Here is a 20,146-nt window from a genome sequence, read left to right on the forward strand (position 1 = left end):
AGAGATACAGTACATTTTAAATATTGGAGGTGTAAACATGGGGAAAACCGCACAAGGCTGCAAGCTTGGATTGGCATTATCGGGAGGAGGCTTTCGGGCTGCGTTGTATCATATCGGGGTCCTTGCGCAGCTTGCTGACCGCAGTCTGTTAAAGAATATCGAGGTAATCTCTACAGTTTCGGGTGGATCCATTATTGGTGCTATGTATTATTTACATGTGAAGCAGCTGCTAGAAACAAAGGTAAATGAAGAAATAACAGAAGAAGACTATGTCAATATTGTAAGGCAGATAGAAGTGCGATTTAGGAAAGTGATCCAAAGTAACTTATTTGCCCGTACGTTTCAGACATTTTCTGACAACATCCGTATGCTAAGTCCAGACTACTCACGTAGTGACCGGATCGGTGAGCTGTATGACGAATATCTGTATAGACCTCTAATTCAAAGGGATAGTCTGCAGAATAAAGGGATGGTCAAAATGCATGAATTGCTCATCACTCCTAAATCTAAACGTGAGCTTCCTATGCCTTTTCAACCAGATCAACATAATAACCTTTTGCAAAATGCAAAGGTGCCTGTACTTCTGCTGAACACGACGGTACTGAATACGGGGAGCAATTGGCGTTTTGAGGCAGTACGTATGGGCGATACGCGGCCAAGCGACTATGATCAGCGGCTGCGTGAATTGGATATTGACAAAAATTCACGGCTAATGCGAGCGGATAGTTATTCTAAAATCCCTGTTGACCGCTTGCGTGAATTTGAACTTGGCTATGCTGTAGCGGCTTCGTCTGCAGTACCGGGTGTGTTCGTGCCGGTGGCGGTGAGCGGCATGTATGAGGATATGCGTATACAATTAGTGGATGGAGGTGTCTATGACAATCAAGGCGTACAGGGATTGCTGGACGCCGGGTGTACACATATGATCGTTAGTGATGCATCAGGACAAATGGATGATGAATTAGAGCCAAGCCCTCACGCGGCACAAGCTTTTAGCAGATCATTTTCCATTTTAGGAAAACGATTGCGGGAAGAGCAAATGTATCGAGTGATAGAAAAGCATGAGGAATCAAGATTGGTATATATACATTTAAGAAAAGGTCTTGCTGTCGAAGAGAAGCCCTTTGTTAATTTTAAGGAAAGTGTTGAATCTAGAAAACAAGAAGAAATGGATGGTTGCGAAAATATCGGTGAAAAGGATTTTGGCATACATCCACTGGTTCAATTGAAGCTCTCCAATTTACGTACACATTTAGATAGCTTTTCGGATGTAGAGGCATTTTCTTTAATGAACGCTGGTTACAATATGATGCAAGCAGAAATTGAACCGATGTTAGCTTATTTTAATGCGAAAGAATCACCTATTTCTAATCAAAAATGGAGCTTTCAAAATGAAACTTTGCTCAGCCAACTGGAAAAACCAAGTGATGCGTTCTTACGTATACTGAGTGTTGGCGAGAGAAAAATTGGCAAAACACTTCTTTTGAGTAAAGAGGCGTCCATTATGACCGGAATGGCAGCAATAGCTTTGTTGGTCTGGATATATTGGAGACTTGCAGCTTTACACATATCCATATTTACAATATCCTTACAGGAGCATATAGATAATATTTTACAAAGTAGTTTTTTGGGATTAGATATAAAAAAGGTACTTAATAATCTTATCCCTAATGAAAGGCTTGAGTTAGGCATTTCAAAAATTCCTAAAGAAGTGCCAGTCTCCGCCGCGGGGTTATTTGTTGGAATCATCTTGCTCCTGATTTTGATAGCAGTGGATTTCTATTATGGAAACAAAGTCATCAAGGGAGTTGCTCGTCTTCTGCAAATACATACTGAAAGGTTTAAGACAATCGTTCTTGCACTTACCAGTATCATAATTCGTCTGTATCTTTGGATTTGTACTCCGTTATTCAATCGGTACGGCACCTTGGGTAACCTTCATGAATTAATTAAGAAAGAAGAGAAGAAAGCAAAAAAGCAGAGCAGTAAAGGATATCCCATTTCTAAATAAGCTGTGGTTTTTGACTAAGGAATGATTGGATGAAAAGGACAATTCTTATCTTCTATACAATATGCTAGGGAGGAACGGGAGAGGAACCTTTTGGGTTGACCGCAAAAGTTAGACAGGAATATCAGAATGCTTTCTAGGCATGAGTCCGGTTCAATAGCGGAAGCATGCTTTTTAATTTGTTTCATTTTATAAAGATATTAAAATGAAATTATTATGAAAATTTTAATTTTAGATTTTTGTAGTTTTTTGTGTGATTGTGTAGGTCGGCTTATAGAGTAAGAGTACAGCCTGTAACAAACCGGGTTTATCAAAAACAGAAGGGGGCATTTTTATGAAAGCGGTTACGGAGATGTGGATAGGAGAACGTTATTGGTGTTTATGGTGACGTGAAAACTCACGATAGAATCGACTAGAAGTCTACTATTATATCATAATTAAATGAAATTTTAATTTTAGACTTTTTGTAGTTTTTTGTGGGATTATGTAGGTTTACTTGTAGAGTGATAACATAACTTGTAACATATTCTAACAAACAGATAAAACAGGGGTAAAAAAATAGAGGGGGAGTTTTCATGAAAAGGTTTGGTTTAGCCACACAAATTTTTATTGCACTTGTACTTGGGATTGGTGTAGGTGTCGCTTTTCATGGTAATGAAGGAGCGGTTGCCGTTATAGCACCGATTGGCGATGTTTTTATTCATCTCATTAAGATGATCGTTATCCCAATTGTTATTTCTGCATTAATCGTGTCAATAGCTGGTGTTGGTGACATTAAAAAGTTAGGGAAATTAGGCGGTAAGAGTATCCTTTATTTTGAAGTGGTTACAACAGTTGCGATTGCAATCGGATTATTGGCGGCAAACCTATTCCAACCAGGCACGGGTTTGAATATGAACAAACTTCAGGAAAGTGATATTTCCAAGTATGAAGAAACAATGAAGGCAACGGAAAATCCAAATGTAGCGGATATTATTGTTCATCTTGTTCCGAAGAATATATTTGAATCTATTGCTCAAGGTGACTTGCTTCCAGTTATTTTCTTTTCTGTTTTTTTTGGCTTAGGGATTGCAGCGGTAGGGGAAAAAGGAAAGCCAGTGCTGGCATTTTTTGAAGGTGTATTAGAGGCAATGTTTTGGGTAACAAATGTCGTTATGAAATTTGCTCCATTTGGAGTATTTGCGCTCATTGGCGTGAACGTTGCTAAGTTTGGCGCAGCTTCGTTAATTCCTCTAGGGAAATTAGTATTGGCTGTTTATGTAACAATGATTATTTTTGTAGTTGTTGTTCTTGGGGTAATTGCGAAACTGTCTGGGACAAGCGTTTTTCTTCTGATGAAGGTATTAAAAGATGAGTTGATCCTAGCATTTACAACAGCCAGCTCTGAAGCTGTTTTACCAAGAATTATGGATAAGATGGAGAAGTTTGGGTGTCCAAAATCCATTACCTCTTTTGTGATTCCAGTAGGATATACATTTAACCTAGATGGTTCATCTATTTATCAAGCTCTCGCTTCTCTTTTTGTTGCACAAATGTATGGCATTGACCTATCCATTATGCAGCAAATTACACTATTATTGGTACTAATGCTTACTTCAAAAGGAATGGCCGGTGTTCCAGGTGCGTCGTTTGTAGTTATTCTTACAACGCTTGGCGCTATGGGGCTTCCTCTAGAAGGAGTTGCTTTCATTGCCGGTATTGACCGTATTTTGGATATGATTCGAACAGCGGTAAATGTGATCGGGAATTCATTGGCGGCAATTGTGATGTCAAAATGGGAAGGTGAATTTGACAAGGAGAAAGCAAAGCATTATATAGCTTCATTTAAAGAGTCAGATGTAGCATAAGTGTATTGGATATAGGGAGGAAAATAGCATCATGACAGATCGATCAGTATGATGAATAATGCATTTCGTGCATTTACAGATTATTGTTTGATAGGGATTGAAGCAAATACAGACCATCTAAAAGAATACGTTGAAAAAAGTGTCGGTATCATTACTATTGTTAATCCTCATATTGGATATGAAGTGGCAGCCTGTATTGCAAGAGAAGCTATTTTAACAGGTAAACCAGTACGTGAATTATGCTTGCAGTATGACGTGTTAACGGAGGAAGAGTTGGACCTTATTTTTAAATCCTTACGAAATGACAAAGCCAGGCATTGCTGGTGTGATGCTTTTTGACAGGGAGTAATGTCAAAGAAGCCTTTTGAAAATGAGAAGAGCCGCATAGATATCTGGATAGATACGAATGCTATGAGTAGAAGTTGTTTTTCCGCTTTCAACATTGTATACTTTTTAAGCCTAACTTAGTTTACTTATTTGTATGGCTGCTACGCGTCTGCAGCCAAGGTGTTGGTGTCTTTATCTTATAAATAGATGGACAAAGCGGTTCTTGGAGAGACAGAAAGCTGCTCATGCAAATTGAAAACGAATCTGATAGGGGGAAGTATATACCTTTGTCAGATTCGTTGTTTAGGTTTATATGCTACAAATGTGGGAAGTGAAATACTTGCGAATCAACCAATTTTTTAAAAATGATGTATATATTTTATTATTTGCTATAGTTGCCGTTCCGTTGGCAGGAGAGTTGAAGTTTTACCCTTTTCATGATGCGTTTCGTGTTAGTCTAGGTACACCTATTTTTTTCTTTTCTTTGCTCCTATTGCGGAACTTTTCATCGGTTATAACCGGCGTTTGTACAGCAGTATCTACTTTTTTCTTTCGGGTTGGGTTAGACTGGCTGACACAAGATCATTTCGATTTTGTAGTTTCTAGCCAAATGCGCTATCCTGCTGCCCTTTATTATGTAATGTATGCGCTTCTTTTTTATATATTAAAAATGAGTCAGTTCCATCAGCGTCCTTGGATTATCGGGGTACTGGGAATTACCATTGAAATCATAGCCAGTTTAACTGAACTTGTGTTTGGGCATATGGCTGTTGGAAATTTTCTTACGCCGTCAAAGCTACTCCAAATTTTTGTAATCGCTATTTTTCGCAGCTTTTTCGTGCTTTCCTTTTTTAGTATGATGAAGTTATATGAAGGGCAATTAAGGGAGTGGCAAATTCGTCAAAAAAATCAGCAATTATTAATGCTTTTATCTAATTTATATGAAGAAGCTGTTCATTTAAAAAAAGTATTGCAAAACGCTGAAAGTATTATGAAAACATCGTACGATTTATATCGAGACTTGAATCAAGTAAGACATTATCCAGGGCTTCCTTTAGAGGAATTCAGCAAAAGGGCCTTGCGGATTGCTGGAGAAGTACATGAAATAAAAAAGGATAACCAAAGAATTTTTGCAGGGCTTTCCAAGGTGATTGTAGATGAGAAATTTGTGGATTATATGAATATATATGAGCTTGTTCCGCTTATTATCCGAACAAATGAAACATATGCCAGTTCATTAGGTAAGAAAATTGAATTTCGATATCGGATAGAGGGCGGGCATCAAGATTACCATGTGTATCTTGTTTTATCGTTAATAAATAATGTAGTGGTTAATGCGGTAGAAGCCATTAAGGATAAAGGAACAATAACCATTTGTGTAACAAAGGAAGGTCAATTTGTAAGCTTTCAAGTGGAGGATGACGGTCCCGGTGTTCCTGAAAAACAAAGAAGTTTAATCTTCAAGCCTGGATTTACTTCCAAATACGATGAAACAGGTATAGCATCAACAGGTATTGGTCTTTCGTATGTAAAAGAACTTACAGAGGAGCTGGGGGGCGTGGTTACGCTGCAAGATAGTTTGAAGCATTCCGGAGCTTCCTTCATAATAAAAATCCCAGCGTATAGCCTAGTTGAAAGAAGGTGATTCTATGCATTTTTACCTAATAGATGATGATGAAGTGCATCGTTCCATGTTGGCGCAAATAATCGAAGATGAGAATCTGGGTGATGTTGTAGGAGAAGCTGAAGATGGCTCAGTATTGGACGAAAATTTAATAGTTTTAAAGTATGTGGATATTCTCTTTATTGATTTGTTAATGCCGAATCGTGATGGAATTGAAACAATTCGCTCACTGCGTGGGAAATTTGCGGGTAAAATTATTATGATTTCACAAGTGGAATCAAAAGAATTGATTGGAGAAGCCTATTCACTTGGTGTAGAGTATTATATTACAAAGCCAATCAACCGAGTTGAAGTGCTAACGATTATCCGGAATGTCATTGAGCGAATCCACTTAGAAAAATCTATCTTTGATATTCAAAAAACATTAACAAACGTACTGAACCTTCAGCAGCCGAAGCAGGAAATAACACAAGCTTGGAAGCAAAGCAGTATTACAACAGCTGGGGAATTTCTTTTATCTGAATTAGGAATTGTTGGTGAAAGTGGAAGTAAGGATTTGCTGGATATTTTGCAATATCTAAATCAATATGAACAACATCATCCATTTGAACAGCAATTTCCACCTCTTAAAGAGATTTTCGTTCAAATCACCTTGAAAAAAATGGGGGCATCTGCATCGCAAGTTGATATTAATCGGGAGGTAAAGGCTTCTGAACAACGTGTACGAAGAGCCATTTATCAATCGTTAAATCATTTAGCGTCACTTGGTTTAGCAGATTTTTTGAATGCCAAGTTCGAAAACTATGCCTCTAAGTTCTTTGATTTTACAATTGTGCGCCAGAAGATGACAGAGTTACAGAAGAACTCCAAAGCCTCTTCTAGTACACGGGTCAATACGAAGAAATTTATTCAAATTCTCTATTTTGAATCGAAACGCCTCGTTTCCGAGGAATAACGGATACACCCATATTCATTAGAAAATAAAGCCGCTAAGAACGTATTCTTAGTGGCCTTTTTACATTGTAGGAAAGGATAAATTTCTAGCTAGGAGACCATTCGATGTAGTGAGAAATTTTAGGGATAAGGTATAAGGGCAGCTACGCCTCTGTCTTCGCCTGACAGTTCGCCAATCGGTGAGTTTTCTTTATTTTATCTGATAGAGGGCTCCACTAACGGAAGTATTATATTTTGGATCAAAATACTTTTGTTAGATTTTGTAGGGTTCTGTGGTTCTGCGTATTTCAATCCGTATATTACGAGTAGGCGACTATTTCTGAAAAAATACAATAACTGATATAAACTTGGAGGGAAGTAAATTATGACTAACAAACAACTTATTCGGACTTTGATGATCGAAACGCCTTCTATCCCTGGCAGTCTTGGGAAAGTAGCAACGATAATCGGTTTGGCCGGAGGAGATATAGGAGAAATTGAAACGATAAAGGTCGGTCCTAATTACACGATCCGTAATATTACTGTTCAAGTTGATCACGAGGGGCAAATAGAGGAACTGGAGAACTCTCTTTTCCGATTAGGAGGAGGTATTCGGCTTCACGCCATCTCAGATGAGGTCCTTCATGCACATGAAGGAGGAAAAATTCAAATGAAAAGCAAAGTAGCCCTTCAATCTCTGGCTGATTTAAGACGAGTGTATACTCCAGGTGTGGCAAATGTTTGCCGAATCATTGAACAAGAGCCGGATAAGGCAAAAATTTATACGAGTATCGGCAACTCCGTAGCCATTGTTACAGACGGGACTGCAATTCTTGGTCTTGGGGACATCGGTCCTGTTGCTGGAATGCCAGTTATGGAAGGGAAAGCTGTTCTTTTCGATCAATTAGCAGGTATTAATGGAATTCCTATTCTTCTAGACACGAAAGATCCAGAGGAAATTATACGTACGGTGAAGCATATTTCCCTTGGCTTTAGCGGTATTCTACTTGAAGATATTGGTTCTCCGCATTGTTTTGAAATTGAAGAGCGACTTAAGAAGGAGCTGCAGATTCCAGTCATGCATGATGATCAACATGGAACTGCGGTTGTTACCTTGGCTGCAGCAATTTCAGCATGTAAAAGTGCCGGGATTGACTTAAAAAAGGCGAAGGTAGGACAGATTGGCCTTGGCGCAGCAGGATTGGCAATCTCACGAATGCTTATGGCCTATGGAGTGACTAATGTATTTGGGATAGACAAGTGTCAGGATGCGAAGGCACGGTTAGAGAACTATGGTGGCCGTTCGTTCGATAGTATTGAAGCGTTAATGGGCAACTGTGATATTATTATTGCGACTACAGGTGTACCTGGACTTATTAAGCAGCAGTGGGTACGTCCGGGGCAAGTGATTCTAGCTTTATCTAATCCAAAACCAGAGATTGAGCCAGAATTAGCTTTACAAGCGGGGGCTGCTTATGCAGCGGATGGCCGCTCGGTAAACAATGTTCTTGGCTTTCCAGGCATCTTTCGTGGTGTGTTAAATGCACAAGCAAGAGACATTACCCATTCTATGCTAGTTGCTGCAGCTGAAGCCATTGCAGCATGTACAAAACCAGGAGACTTGGTTCCGCATCCATTAGATTTACATGTTCATAAAATGGTAACGGAGGCTGTGGAAAGAGTAGCTTCTCTGCATGAGGAGATAGTTGTAACTAAGTAAGAGGGTAGAGGATAAACACTGCTGCTTCCGCAGTCTTTGGAAGACAGAGTGGGCTGCAAAAGACTTTTTATATGATAAGGCCTGATCTTTTCATTAAAAACAGCAAGGGGAACAATCTTCTTGCTGTTCTTTTGCTTCCGCAATCGATCAGCAATGAACGGTAGAATGTTTCTCGTATGTGAGAGACAGAAATGCTGCTTTTAATTTCGAATACAAAAACCAATAGTTTGTATAAATCATAAGAGGATGTACAAAATATATATAAGATTAGATAACAGGAGGTAGCTTTTAATGAATAAACCATACCTTTGCCCGAATTGTAAAACAAATCGCTCAAGGTTTAATATCATTGAACAATTAGCAAAGCCAGTAAAAATGGATCCTCAATCAGGAGAAGTTATAAACGAATATACCAATGATTCGTTAGAGCCTTTCCATTTAGCGTATAGAGGTCCACAATATAAAGTTCAATGCGGTTCTTGCGGCTTAATAGAAGACGAAATAGCTTTTATAAAGCGAGCTGAACACAATCCTGGCTTTTAAAATGCTTTATACTCGTGATCTTCAGTTTTTGATTGTAGAGCCGATCAGCCTATATGATAAATATCCTCTCATACTTTGTATACGAATGCCTCTTATGAATACCGAAATTGTCCTTTTCAAATCTGCTTGCTGCGCATAGATTACACATGTATCTCTGTAGATCTATGCGCTCCTGAGTTTCTTAGCTTACAAAATTCTTTAGATAGCAGATAATCCATATAAAACGGAATCAAGTAATGATAAGAATAGCTCAGACATGCATAACTGATAGCTAAGATGCATGAGTGTTGTTAGTTTCAATTACAATACATAAATATTGTATCGGAAACAACCAACCATCATTCTATGGAGTTTGGGCCATAAAAATGCTATATGAGTCGGATTATGAATTGCTTACTGTTGTATAGATCGTGGCTTTATTTTTTTAAGGGGGTTTTGATAGTAGTTTGTAACTCCACGAAAAAAAATACTAAGTATAGATAAACGATTTCAATCATACATAGAGCATTCTTCTTGAAGGCATTCATTAAAAGTTTCATGTTGGTTTGCTCCTTTCTTCGTGTGTGATTTATAAGGCTATCATACTACTAATTTTCTGAGATGTATCATTGTTTGTCAGGATTTCTAACAAGTTTCTTCCAATTTCTTATTTTACAAAGAATGGATCCTACTGTTAGGGTATTTCTATATGACATGTATATGACAGTTTTATATGTAAACTGTTTTGAACTGGGTTGATATAATCTGTTTCCTTTGATAAACTAATCTTTTAGGAAATAGATTGAAACCTTCGGAGGCATCAGGAGCTAAGCATAGTTACGAAAATTTAGTACATAAAAGTATGAAGGTTAAAAAATAATATGATTAAAAAGCAGGATAAACAGGGGGAAGTTATTATTATGGAGCATCGTAGTAAAATTTTAGACTGTACCATTCGTGATGGCGGCTTAGTGAACAATTGGGACTTTAGCGTCGAATTTGTACAGGACTTGTACAATGGCTTAAGTGAAGCTGGTGTTGAATATATGGAAATTGGCTACAAAAATTCTGCTAGGCTTCTTAAGGCAACTGAGCCGAATCCATGGAGATTTCTTGACGATAACTTCCTGAAGGAAATTATTCCTGAGAAAAAGTTCACGAAGCTATCTGCCCTAGTTGATATTGGGCGTGTAGATTCAAACGATATTCTCCCACGCGAGCAAAGTGTGTTAGATATGATTCGAGTGGCGTGTTATATTCGTGAAGTGGATAAAGGCTTAGAGCTTGTACAAATGTTTCATGATTTAGGGTATGAGACTTCACTTAATATTATGGCTTTATCTAGCGTGCCTGAGCATCAACTGATTGAAGCGTTTGAACTAGTGAAAAAGAGTCCTGTAGATGTTGTATATATCGTTGACTCTTTTGGAAGTTTAGATCCTGCAGATATTGAGCACCAAGTGAAAAAATTCCAAGCGATGATTCCCAATAAACAGCTTGGAGTCCATACGCATAACAACATGCAGTTAGCATTTGCCAATACAATAACTGCAATCCGAAATGGGGTTACTTTCCTAGATTCGTCTGTTTATGGCATGGGACGTGCGGCGGGTAACTGTAATACAGAACTTCTCGTTAGCTACATACAAAAACCTAGCTATGAGGTGAAACCAGTTCTTGGCGTAATTGAAAAGCATATGCTAGACATGCGTCAAAAGTGGGAGTGGGGCTATATCATCCCTTACATGATTTCAGGTGTACTAAATGAGCATCCGCGTGTTGCGATGGCTTACCGTAACAGCGAAGATCGCGACAAGTTTGTAGATTTTTATGAAAAGGTAACATCACCCGAGGTTGCTGTAACTTCAGCATCAAAATAAGCTGGATTGCTGTAAGGAGCTCTTTAGGTAACGGGAGCAGGGACTTATGGGGAGTGGCAAAAGAAGCAGCTGTTTCCAAAAGATCGTTTGTATGAACGGCTTTTGGGACAGCTTTTTTGCGCCAAGATAAGAAAGTATAAGTTTTCGGGGGTGATGTCTAGCTCCCAAGGCCCAAAATGAAAGACTCCCGCATGAATCTGCAGGAGTCCTACTTATGCAGATTTACTTAGCTAGCAGGCGAATTCGCTGTGCTTACCGAAACCGCAAGTAGTGCCGATAATAATTAATAGGATGAACAACACTACGATAAGCGCAAAGAAGCTACTATAACCGTGGCAGCCATACCCGTCATATCCACCATATCCGCAGCCATCAACGAAATGACCGTACCCATAAACGGGCATGCTGTAACCATGATGAACATGGGGAATGTTTTCCATATAGGGAACGTTGCTGCCGTACGGAGCGTTATTTTCGTAAGTATGTGTATCTGGGTCTCTATACATAATAATACCGCCTCACTTTTGTTTTTGTAAGAAAGAGTACTCTGGACGAATACCATATATCATACGCCTACAAAGGAAATATGAGCGCGTCTATTCCTTCTTTGGGCAAAAAGTCTTTAGACAATTTTTTATGTCGAAAGCTGCGCTTGGAGTTTAGATGAGATCGAATTGCAAGTAGTTTATTAGCTTAGAACAGGTTGTACATAACAAGACATGTACAGCTAACGCTAAAAGACCCAATCCTGAATACTATGGACTAGGTCTCTATCATATGTATGGAAAGTGTTTTTAAATATAGGCTGCTAGTGCCTGTTTACTAGATGGAAGTTGCTCGATAGATGGGATAAGTCTCTCCATCCGTATAAGTGATAGTGCCTGTTTGTTTCATGTCAAAGCGCTGTGCCACTCGCATGCCTTGCTCAGAAATGAAAATTCCTCCAATTTCCATAACGCGAATCCCTTTTTCCTTTAAACCCTGTAAATAGTAGGGAATGTCACTTAGGAGATTTTTAGCTAATTGCGCGCGCAGAGGGTCTTTGATGTCAACCATGACGGTTGTCCAATATAGAAATACATTTCGTGGTTTCTTGTAATCCAAAACATAGTCAGCTACCTCTTTCTCATCCATTTCCCCGTGAAGAACTTTTTCATAAATTTCTTTTTCCAATGGTAAAAAAGCATAGTGTCCTTTTACAACTCCATGAATATCAAGTACTCGGATAGTGTCTTCGTTTCGAGTAAGAACCTCTTTTGCGAATTCCTCTGACACATGCCATTGTCTAGGATATAAGCGATGCTCCAATTGCAATACATCTTTCAAATCTGCTATAGTGCCTTTTCTAACTTGCATAATTCCTCCTGCCAACAAAGTGCTTAGTTTACGGTCAGATAGGCGAATCAGTGTAGCGTGAATCACCAACATCTGCCTCATCAGTTTATCATTAAATAGTATTTCTATGTTAACTAGCAACAAGTGATAAGTTTACTTAGGGATATTGACATTAGAACCCCAAGAGAGAATAAATCTTAGCAGCGAAGCCATTTGTATTTGTTTGAGAGAGTAACTTCCAACTCGAGTAAGTCCCTTTAGAGAAAGCGTAGCTAGGTAGTGGAAGATTGCAATTTCTTTTGTCTTCTAGATCTTACCGAAGCGATGACAAGCAGGGAAGTAGGAACAATTACCTGCAAGGGTAAATGCAGATACACTGTAACAATCTCTACACCCTCCTTAATATGTTCAGTATAATTACTAGCTATTGTTAAAGATAGTAGCAAGGTAACCAGTCCCAGCGGATAAATGAGTTTCCTGTAATCTTCTATGTGAAATAGCCTAGCGGTGCCAATTAATGCGCTATAAAAAAAGAGTGAAATTTTAAAGTATCCACCTAAAACAAGCGTTATCATAAAAAAAACATCCAGTCTTTCTAAAAAATTAGCCACCCTTATCTTTTGGATCGTTGCTAGCAAAGGAAACGTGGAACGATCAAATGTGTCTGGACCAAGTACAGCAACATTTACAGCCATTGTGATGGCTAAGTTTATACCACTCAACAACATAGCAAATATTACTGTTCTTTTCGCTTTTTTTGGTTTATTCAAATGCGGTAAAAGCATTAAAAAAACGACCATTTCTCCAAATGGAAAATACAGGGTGGAAGTGAAAACTTCCCTAAATACAGGTTTCCATCCTTGTTCAAGTATGGGTTTTACATTTTTTACATCAATTAGACCAGCCGCAGAAATAAGTATAAATCCTGAGATAGCGAGAAGGTAGAGCAGAACAAAAAATAATTCGCCCGTTCGCGCTATAACCTCAAATCCTTTATAAACTGCATAAGCAATTGTAACTATCATCAATGTATTAATGAATAAAGTAGGGGTTTCCATATAAGCAATTGCCCCTAGAAATTCCCCGAAATCACGAAGAACTCTAGAGGAAATGTACAAAAAATAAAGGATATAAAGCAAGGCTATTAATCGTCCTAAGATTTTCCCTAAAATCAACTCTAAATACTCTGTTAAGGGGATGTCAGGATAATACTGGTATAGTCGATAATAAATAAGAAATAAAATGATTCCTCCTATCATAGCAACTAGCACTGCAAGCCACGCATCCTGCTTAGCGCCCCCTCCAAGACCTACAACAAGAGCACTTCCAAGTTCAAAAAAGAGGACAAGGATAAACAGTTGGCGTGCGTTTATTTGTTCTTTTCCCACCCGTTTTCATCTCCCTTTCTTAATGTTTTATCTTTGTGAGAAAAGATTTATTTCGTAGGCCTGTATGGCGAATGGATGTTTTTACACTCACATCGACTGCTAACTTAGGAAAGTTCGTTTTATCCCAATTGTATTCTAAATTTTTCCATAAATCAGGATAGGAATCATGAATAATGTCACCAAATCCAAAAATATCACTTTTTTGTTGTTGTGCCATTTTTATCGCCTCTATAACTTCTTTTTCAATTTCTTTGTCCCATAATCTCTCCATTTTTTCAATTTCATTTGGATCTTTTAAATCAATGGGGACATCTGTTTCTCCCACCCTCCCTTCTACTTTAAGATAAACAGAAATGAAGGGCTTTCCTCTCTTTATATTTGCTTTTATATTTGTTTTTTCACGCATCGCTTCAATAGCAATTGCTTTCTTTTTATCTTGCCAGTCAATGTTAATACTAGAACCCTTAACTTTGCCTTGAATCCATAAAACTCCACGTGCGGTTTCTCTAGAAATCCAATGTATCAATTTTCCATTTCTAATAATACCCATACTATCTGCAACTAGGAGGGCCCCAGGCTTAGATGCTTGTAAACTTTCTTGCTTATCTGCAAGCCGCTTATTTCCGATTACGGAGAATCCGCTAATGATTGGTTCTTTTCCTGTAGATACAAGTGCGCCGATAACCCCATCAATATCAACACTCATATTCTCACCTAAGGACTTCTCCGTGTTCTCTAGAACTTTGATTAAACGTGTTGCTGGGATTTTATCTACAGGGGTAAGGGTTTTTATCATGTTTTCTGCTGTTGTGCCTTTTGCAATCACTACAGTCGCCGTATCCCTAAATTCAGCATCCCTTTCAAAAGCATCTAATATGTCATAAATGCCTTTCTCTCTAGCCAACTCCTCTCCAATGACGAGTAAATTGGTGTGAGCATAATATAATTCTCGGGACATGCCGAGAGTATTCCTGCGGCTGGCTTCAATGATGTTTTGTCCTGTTGCGCTAAAAATAGCAACGGGAGGGCCAGAACCGCTGCCTCCCCCTGATTGTTGAATACTAGCGAAATTTCCTGGATTGACAACTTGTAAAGTAAGACGATATTCATTTTTAGCTTTCGCTTTATCAATGCCTACCCCTGTCACAAATGCAAGATCTGTCATTTCCTTTCTGCTCCAGCATCCGCCGAGGAAAGTAATGCTTAGCAATAGTATCAATAAAAACAGCCATTTATGTCTCATTGCGCTCCCCTTTTTCATTACGTTGCTTTTTAGGCGGTTCTGGCTTTTGATGTTCTCCTTGGCGATCTACATTATGTTGGGCTATAAACTTCGGCCTTCTTTTTGCTGCCCATAAAGGTACACGAAATAGGGAATCCCCAAGATCATCTAAAGCGGAGGGTGCCAATGGATACATATAAGGAACACCGAATGAACGAATACTGCAAAGATGAATGGCTAAAATAATTAACCCTAATATGATACCGTAAAAGCCAAATGTAGCAGCAATTACCATAAGTGCAAAACGGATTAAACGCGCAGAAATAGCAATGGCAATCGTAGGTGTCGCAAAACTAGCAATCGCAGTAATGGATACCACTATTACCATTGCTGGTGAAATAAGACCTGCTTGAACAGCAGCCTGTCCAATTACTAGAGCACCAACAATTGATATGGTGGTTCCAATTGCCCTTGGCATCCTGATCCCTGCCTCACGCAAAATTTCAAACGTTACTTCCATTATCAAAGCCTCAACAAAGGCTGGGAATGGTGCAGCTTCCCTTTGGGCAGCAATTGCAAATGCTAGTTGGGTAGGAATCATTTCTTGATGAAAAGTTGTAGCCGCAATATAGGTTGATGGGGCAATAAGTGAAATCAAAAAAATAAGAACTCTTAATGAACGCAATGCGGTGCTAATGTCAAACCGTTCGTAGTAATCCTCAGGGGATTGAAAAAACTGTATGAATAAAGCAGGGAGAATTAACACAAACGGTGTTTGATCAACCAATATCGCAATTTTTCCTTCAAGCAGATTGGCAGCGACAACATCGGGCCTTTCGGTATGATACAAGGTAGGGAATGTTGTAAACGTCTGGTCTTCAATTAATTGCTCGATATAACCAGATTCGAGAATGCTATCTGTATTAATTCTTTTTAATCTCTGTCTAACCTCTTCAACGATTTCATCATTAGCAATACCTTTTATATACATAATTCCCACATCTGTACGGGTAACTTCACCGATTTTCATCGGCTCAAGCCATAAATTTAAACTTTTAATACGGCGTCTGATAAGGGATGTATTTGTTTGGATTGACTCAGTAAAGCCATCTTTCGGTCCCCTAATGACAGGCTGTGTTTGAGGTTCTTGAATAGATCTTTGTTCTCCTCCTCTAGTATTTCCGCTTAGGGCTTGGGCATAACCATCAATCAAAATAATAGTTTCGCCTGATGCTAATGAATCAAATAGTTCATTTACAGCAGCAATAATTTTTATTCCATTAAGTGCAATAACTTTATTCTCAATTAACTGAGGTAAGTTTTGGTCTAAGAGACTATTTTGAATAGTCAAATCTGTTAGTAGCGTTTCAACTACAAACTCATCTATTATCTTATTGTCTACCAGTCCGTCAATGTAGATAACGGCTGCTTTTAACGGGCGATTTAAATCCATTGTAAGTTCGCGGATAACAATGTCTGAACTGTTCCCCGTCTTATCTTTGATCATTTCGATATTTGAATTCAAATTATGCTTTAAAGAGTACGTAGTATTAGAATTGCCTACTTCATTATTATGCCGCTGATGTAGCTCATTTTGTTCTTGTTTATGTTTTCTGCCTTTCCCTATGTATTTTTCATACCGAGATAGCATGGGGATGACCGCCTTTTTTATTTTGTATTCTTTTACATATATTAGTTATTTATGCACTTGTACTACATATATGAGAAAACGAGGAGAATAGTAAGACTACCCCAGTAATAATTAGGAGGAGCAATTAATGAAGTTAATAGGTGTAACAGCTTTCATTGCTTGTTTATTATTTGCCTTGTCTACATCCATAGATATATTACTTGGTTTTAGTATTCATGCTGCATTAGTAAACCAATTGGACATGATTCAAAACATGGGGACTCCGGAATGGATTCTTCTCCTTATTCTTCTAGCCCTACCGGTGATATTTGCTATAAAAACTTGGTATATAAAAGAAACGAAAGATAGCTAATTAATGCTTTATAAAACATATCTATCTGATTGATTTTGAAAGTTTTTGGTTGTTTTTGAAAGAAAATATTGTTTTTTGTGGTCTTTCACGATAAAATTACCTCTAATCGGAATTGTTTTCGTTGCGGCGAAAGTATAGGGTTTTGTTCCTGCAAACAGGCAATGTTGAAGAGGAGATGCTCGAAATACGTAGGTTTTATAAAGGAAAGTCAGAAAAGCGCATTGAGAGTGATCGGGCGTTTGTAGAGTGGATTACTAACGGAAGCTTATAGGGATTTTTTAATGCCACAACTAAAAATCGTCCAAAAACAGTCAAGAGATATTGTTCAATAGGTAACAAAATGAATAGCAAAAAGAAGTGCATATGTTTTGGTACCACAAGCACAACATCTAAAATCTTTTACTATAGCAAGATTCTTAGGATTCAAGCATGGTGAGGATAGGTGGAAACTATATTAAAAATTAAAGTAAAGGTTGTGAAATGATGATTTATACTTGCACATTAAATCCGTCTATTGATTACATTGTACACGTAAATAATTTCCAGCTTGGCGATCTAAACCGAATCTCATTTGAAGACAAGTATCCAGGTGGGAAGGGTATTAATGTTTCTCGTGTGTTAAAGCGTGCGGGAGTTGAAAGTGAGGCACTTGGGTTCGTTGGCGGATTTACTGGTACATATGTAGAGGATTTTCTGAAAACAGAAGGGATTGCGACAAATTTCATCCGTGTAAATAACGATTCCCGTATCAATATTAAGCTGAAAACTGAATCAGAGACAGAACTTAACGGTCAAGGCCCTGAGATCACAGAAAAGCAACTCAATGAGCTTGTTTCACAAGTTGAAGGCTTGCAGGATGGGGATGTTCTTGTCTTGGCTGGAAGTATTCCAAGTTCATTACCAAGCGATTTGTATGCAACATTTTTGAAGTTAGTAAAAGAGAAAGGAGTCAAGGTAGTTGTTGATATGAGCGGAAAAGCTCTTCTTGATGTTGTGAAACAAGGACCGTTTTTCATTAAACCAAACCATCATGAATTAGGTGAGATGTTTGATGTTACAATCGAGACACCAGAAGAGGCAATTCCTTATGGTCAAAAACTGCTTGATCTTGGCGCTGAGTATGTAGCTATTTCAATGGCAGGCCAAGGTGCACTTCTTATTACGAAAGATGGCGTCTATCAAGCTTCTGTACCAAAAGGAACTGTGAAAAATTCAGTAGGCGCGGGTGATTCGCTTGTTGCTGGATTTCTTAGTGCGTATGTACAGGGACGTGATGTAGTTGAGGCATTTCGGGTAGGAGTTGCTTCTGGGAGTGCAACGGCATTCTCACTTGAACTATGTACACAGGAGGAAGTAGAACGCCTTATATCAGAAGTGGAAATTAAAAAAGTAGGATAGGAGGACATTGACGTGAAGATTACTGAACTATTAAAGAAGGATACGATTATTCTAGATTTGCAAAGCTCGTCAAAAGCAGATGTAATTGATGAGCTTGTGACAAAGTTAAATGAAGCAGGGCGCTTAGAAAGCCGCGAAGGTTTTAAAGAAGCAATTTTAAAGCGTGAATCACAAAGTACAACAGGAATTGGTGAAGGGATTGCAATTCCACATGCGAAAACAAGTGCTGTTAAAACGCCGGCTATTGCATTTGGTCGCTCTATTAGCGGAATTGACTATGAATCTCTTGATGGCCAACCAGCTCATTTATTTTTTATGATTGCGGCAAGTGAAGGTGCGAATAATGCCCATCTTGAAACACTTTCGCGTTTATCAATGCTCTTAATGGATACAGATTTCCGTAAGATGCTTCTTGCAGCCGAGAACATTGATGATATCGTCAAGATCATTGATGAAAAAGAAAGCGAGGGCGAGGAAGCAGAGGAGGAAGTAATTGACGAGGGCAACAGTGAATTTGTCCTTGCTGTTACAGCTTGTCCGACTGGAATTGCCCATACGTATATGGCAGCGGATAGCTTAAAAGCAAAAGCGAAAGAAATGAATGTAAATTTGAAAGTTGAAACCAATGGTTCAAGCGGTGTGAAAAACAAGCTGACAGCCGATGATATTGAGAGAGCAACAGCTATTATTGTTGCAGCCGATAAGCAAGTAGAAATGGCGCGTTTTAAAGGAAAGCATGTAATTCAAGTGCCAGTTGCGCAAGGCATTCGCCGTCCGCAAGAGCTAATTGAACAAGCCTTGCGGCAGGATGCACCTATTTACCAAGGTGAGTCGAATGCGCAAACGGACCAATCAGCAGAGGGTGGTACAAAGGAAAGACGTGGCTTTTATAAGCATTTAATGAGCGGTGTCTCTAATATGCTACCATTTGTGGTAGGGGGCGGAATTTTAATCGCCATCTCCTTTCTCTTTGGCATCCATGCATCCAATCCGAACGATCCTTCTTATAACCCGATTGCGGCAGCATTCATGAAAATTGGCAGCACGAATGCATTTGCATTAATGATTCCGGTATTAGCAGGATTTATCGCGATGAGTATTGCGGATCGCCCTGGTTTTGTTGCCGGTATGGTTGGCGGTCTTATGGCTTCAACAGGAGGCGCAGGATTCCTAGGAGGATTGATTGCCGGTTTCCTTGGCGGTTATATTGTGCTTGGCCTGAAGAGAGTTTTCCGTGGTCTTCCGCAATCATTAGATGGCATTAAACCTGTGCTCTTATATCCGTTATTTGGTGTACTGCTTACAGGCCTTATTATGATGTATATCGTGATTGAACCGATGAAATTTATTAATGACGCATTAACAACTTGGCTGGCTAGCTTAGGAACAGGAAATATGCTGCTTCTTGGGATCGTTCTTGGCGGTATGATGTCAATTGATATGGGTGGTCCGATTAATAAAGCGGCTCTTACATTCGGTATTGCTATGATTGATGCGGGGAACTACGCTCCTCATGCAGCTATTATGGCCGGTGGTATGGTGCCGCCGCTTGGAATGGCCCTTGCTACTACATTCTTCCGAAGCAAATTTACAAAGGATGAACGTGAATCTGGTAAAACATGCTATATTATGGGGGCATCATTTATTACAGAAGGTGCGATTCCGTTTGCGGCAGCTGATCCAGCTCGTGTGATTCCAGCATGTGTAATTGGTTCCGCAACAGCGGGAGCATTGTCAATGGCCTTTAAAATCGCATTACCTGCGCCTCATGGAGGGCTGTTCTTACTTCCGGTTGTTATCGGGAACCCATTGCTTTATTTGGTAGCAATTCTATCTGGTGCTATCGTTACAGCCCTTATCGTTGGATTGCTAAAACCGAAAAAACAAATTGAAAACAATCAACAGTATCCACAAGCAAAGTCTGCTTAAGGAAATATGT

The 20,146-nt window shown here is 38.9% G+C and carries 15 protein-coding genes and 1 pseudogene; 11 read left to right on the top strand and 5 right to left on the bottom strand.

What is annotated here, in order from left to right; translation table 11 throughout:
* Window positions 1-37: 37 nt before the first annotated feature.
* The 8 genes and pseudogenes from AAHB12_RS05095 (at window position 38) to AAHB12_RS05130 (ending at window position 10,861) form a co-directional block, all read left to right on the top strand.
* Window positions 38-2,011, top strand: a complete 1,974-nt coding sequence (locus AAHB12_RS05095) for a patatin-like phospholipase family protein (RefSeq protein WP_342044533.1) — start codon at window positions 38-40, stop codon at window positions 2,009-2,011.
* 572 nt (window positions 2,012-2,583) lie between these two features.
* Window positions 2,584-3,855, top strand: coding sequence for a cation:dicarboxylate symporter family transporter (locus tag AAHB12_RS05100; RefSeq protein ID WP_129726060.1), 1,272 nt, complete (start codon window positions 2,584-2,586; stop codon window positions 3,853-3,855).
* 36 nt (window positions 3,856-3,891) lie between these two features.
* A pseudogene (gene aspA, locus AAHB12_RS05105) lies at window positions 3,892-4,204 on the top strand (aspartate ammonia-lyase); the annotation flags it as partial.
* A 318-nt stretch (window positions 4,205-4,522) separates the two neighbouring features.
* Window positions 4,523-5,827: an ATP-binding protein gene (locus AAHB12_RS05110; protein ID WP_342044534.1), complete on the top strand. Its 1,305-nt coding sequence runs from the start codon at window positions 4,523-4,525 to the stop codon at window positions 5,825-5,827.
* 4 nt (window positions 5,828-5,831) lie between these two features.
* Window positions 5,832-6,761 (top strand): response regulator, encoded by a 930-nt coding sequence (locus tag AAHB12_RS05115; RefSeq protein ID WP_129726062.1) that lies wholly within the window; start codon window positions 5,832-5,834, stop codon window positions 6,759-6,761.
* A gap of 363 nt (window positions 6,762-7,124) precedes the next feature.
* Window positions 7,125-8,459 (top strand): NAD-dependent malic enzyme, encoded by a 1,335-nt coding sequence (locus AAHB12_RS05120; protein ID WP_342044535.1) that lies wholly within the window; start codon window positions 7,125-7,127, stop codon window positions 8,457-8,459.
* A 291-nt stretch (window positions 8,460-8,750) separates the two neighbouring features.
* Complete coding sequence (locus tag AAHB12_RS05125; protein WP_342044536.1) at window positions 8,751-9,002, top strand: DNA alkylation repair protein; 252 nt, start codon at window positions 8,751-8,753, stop codon at window positions 9,000-9,002.
* Window positions 9,003-9,901: 899 nt separating this feature from the next.
* Window positions 9,902-10,861: an aldolase catalytic domain-containing protein gene (locus AAHB12_RS05130; protein ID WP_129726065.1), complete on the top strand. Its 960-nt coding sequence runs from the start codon at window positions 9,902-9,904 to the stop codon at window positions 10,859-10,861.
* 230 nt (window positions 10,862-11,091) lie between these two features.
* On the opposite strand, the gene AAHB12_RS05135 is transcribed toward AAHB12_RS05130, so the two are convergent.
* From AAHB12_RS05135 to AAHB12_RS05155, 5 genes are all read right to left on the bottom strand, one after another.
* Entirely contained in the window at window positions 11,092-11,265 is a 174-nt protein-coding gene (locus AAHB12_RS05135) for a YjcZ family sporulation protein (protein WP_246040138.1), read from the bottom strand.
* Between the two features lie 418 nt (window positions 11,266-11,683).
* A complete protein-coding gene (locus tag AAHB12_RS05140) occupies window positions 11,684-12,283 on the bottom strand; it encodes a hypothetical protein (RefSeq protein ID WP_342044537.1) in 600 nt (199 codons plus the stop codon).
* 185 nt (window positions 12,284-12,468) lie between these two features.
* Complete coding sequence (locus tag AAHB12_RS05145) at window positions 12,469-13,584, bottom strand: GerAB/ArcD/ProY family transporter (RefSeq protein ID WP_342044538.1); 1,116 nt, start codon at window positions 13,582-13,584, stop codon at window positions 12,469-12,471.
* Window positions 13,585-13,603: 19 nt separating this feature from the next.
* Window positions 13,604-14,845 carry a Ger(x)C family spore germination protein gene (locus tag AAHB12_RS05150; protein ID WP_342044539.1) on the bottom strand — a complete coding sequence of 414 codons (1,242 nt, stop codon included), beginning with the start codon at window positions 14,843-14,845 and terminating at the stop codon, window positions 13,604-13,606.
* Window positions 14,817-16,457 carry a spore germination protein gene (locus AAHB12_RS05155; RefSeq protein WP_342044540.1) on the bottom strand — a complete coding sequence of 547 codons (1,641 nt, stop codon included), beginning with the start codon at window positions 16,455-16,457 and terminating at the stop codon, window positions 14,817-14,819. Before AAHB12_RS05155 ends, AAHB12_RS05150 begins: the two co-directional genes overlap by 29 nt.
* A 127-nt stretch (window positions 16,458-16,584) precedes the next feature.
* Here AAHB12_RS05155 and AAHB12_RS05160 point away from each other — a divergent pair, with 127 nt between their 5' ends.
* From AAHB12_RS05160 to AAHB12_RS05170, 3 genes are all read left to right on the top strand, one after another.
* Window positions 16,585-16,809 carry a hypothetical protein gene (locus AAHB12_RS05160; RefSeq protein ID WP_342044541.1) on the top strand — a complete coding sequence of 75 codons (225 nt, stop codon included), beginning with the start codon at window positions 16,585-16,587 and terminating at the stop codon, window positions 16,807-16,809.
* Window positions 16,810-17,292: 483 nt separating this feature from the next.
* Window positions 17,293-18,207 carry a 1-phosphofructokinase gene (gene pfkB, locus AAHB12_RS05165; protein WP_342044620.1) on the top strand — a complete coding sequence of 305 codons (915 nt, stop codon included), beginning with the start codon at window positions 17,293-17,295 and terminating at the stop codon, window positions 18,205-18,207.
* Between the two features lie 12 nt (window positions 18,208-18,219).
* Window positions 18,220-20,136, top strand: coding sequence for a PTS fructose transporter subunit IIABC (locus AAHB12_RS05170; protein WP_342044542.1), 1,917 nt, complete (start codon window positions 18,220-18,222; stop codon window positions 20,134-20,136).
* Window positions 20,137-20,146 lie beyond the last annotated feature (10 nt).

The sequence above is a fragment of the Bacillus sp. OTU530 genome (assembly GCF_038440375.1).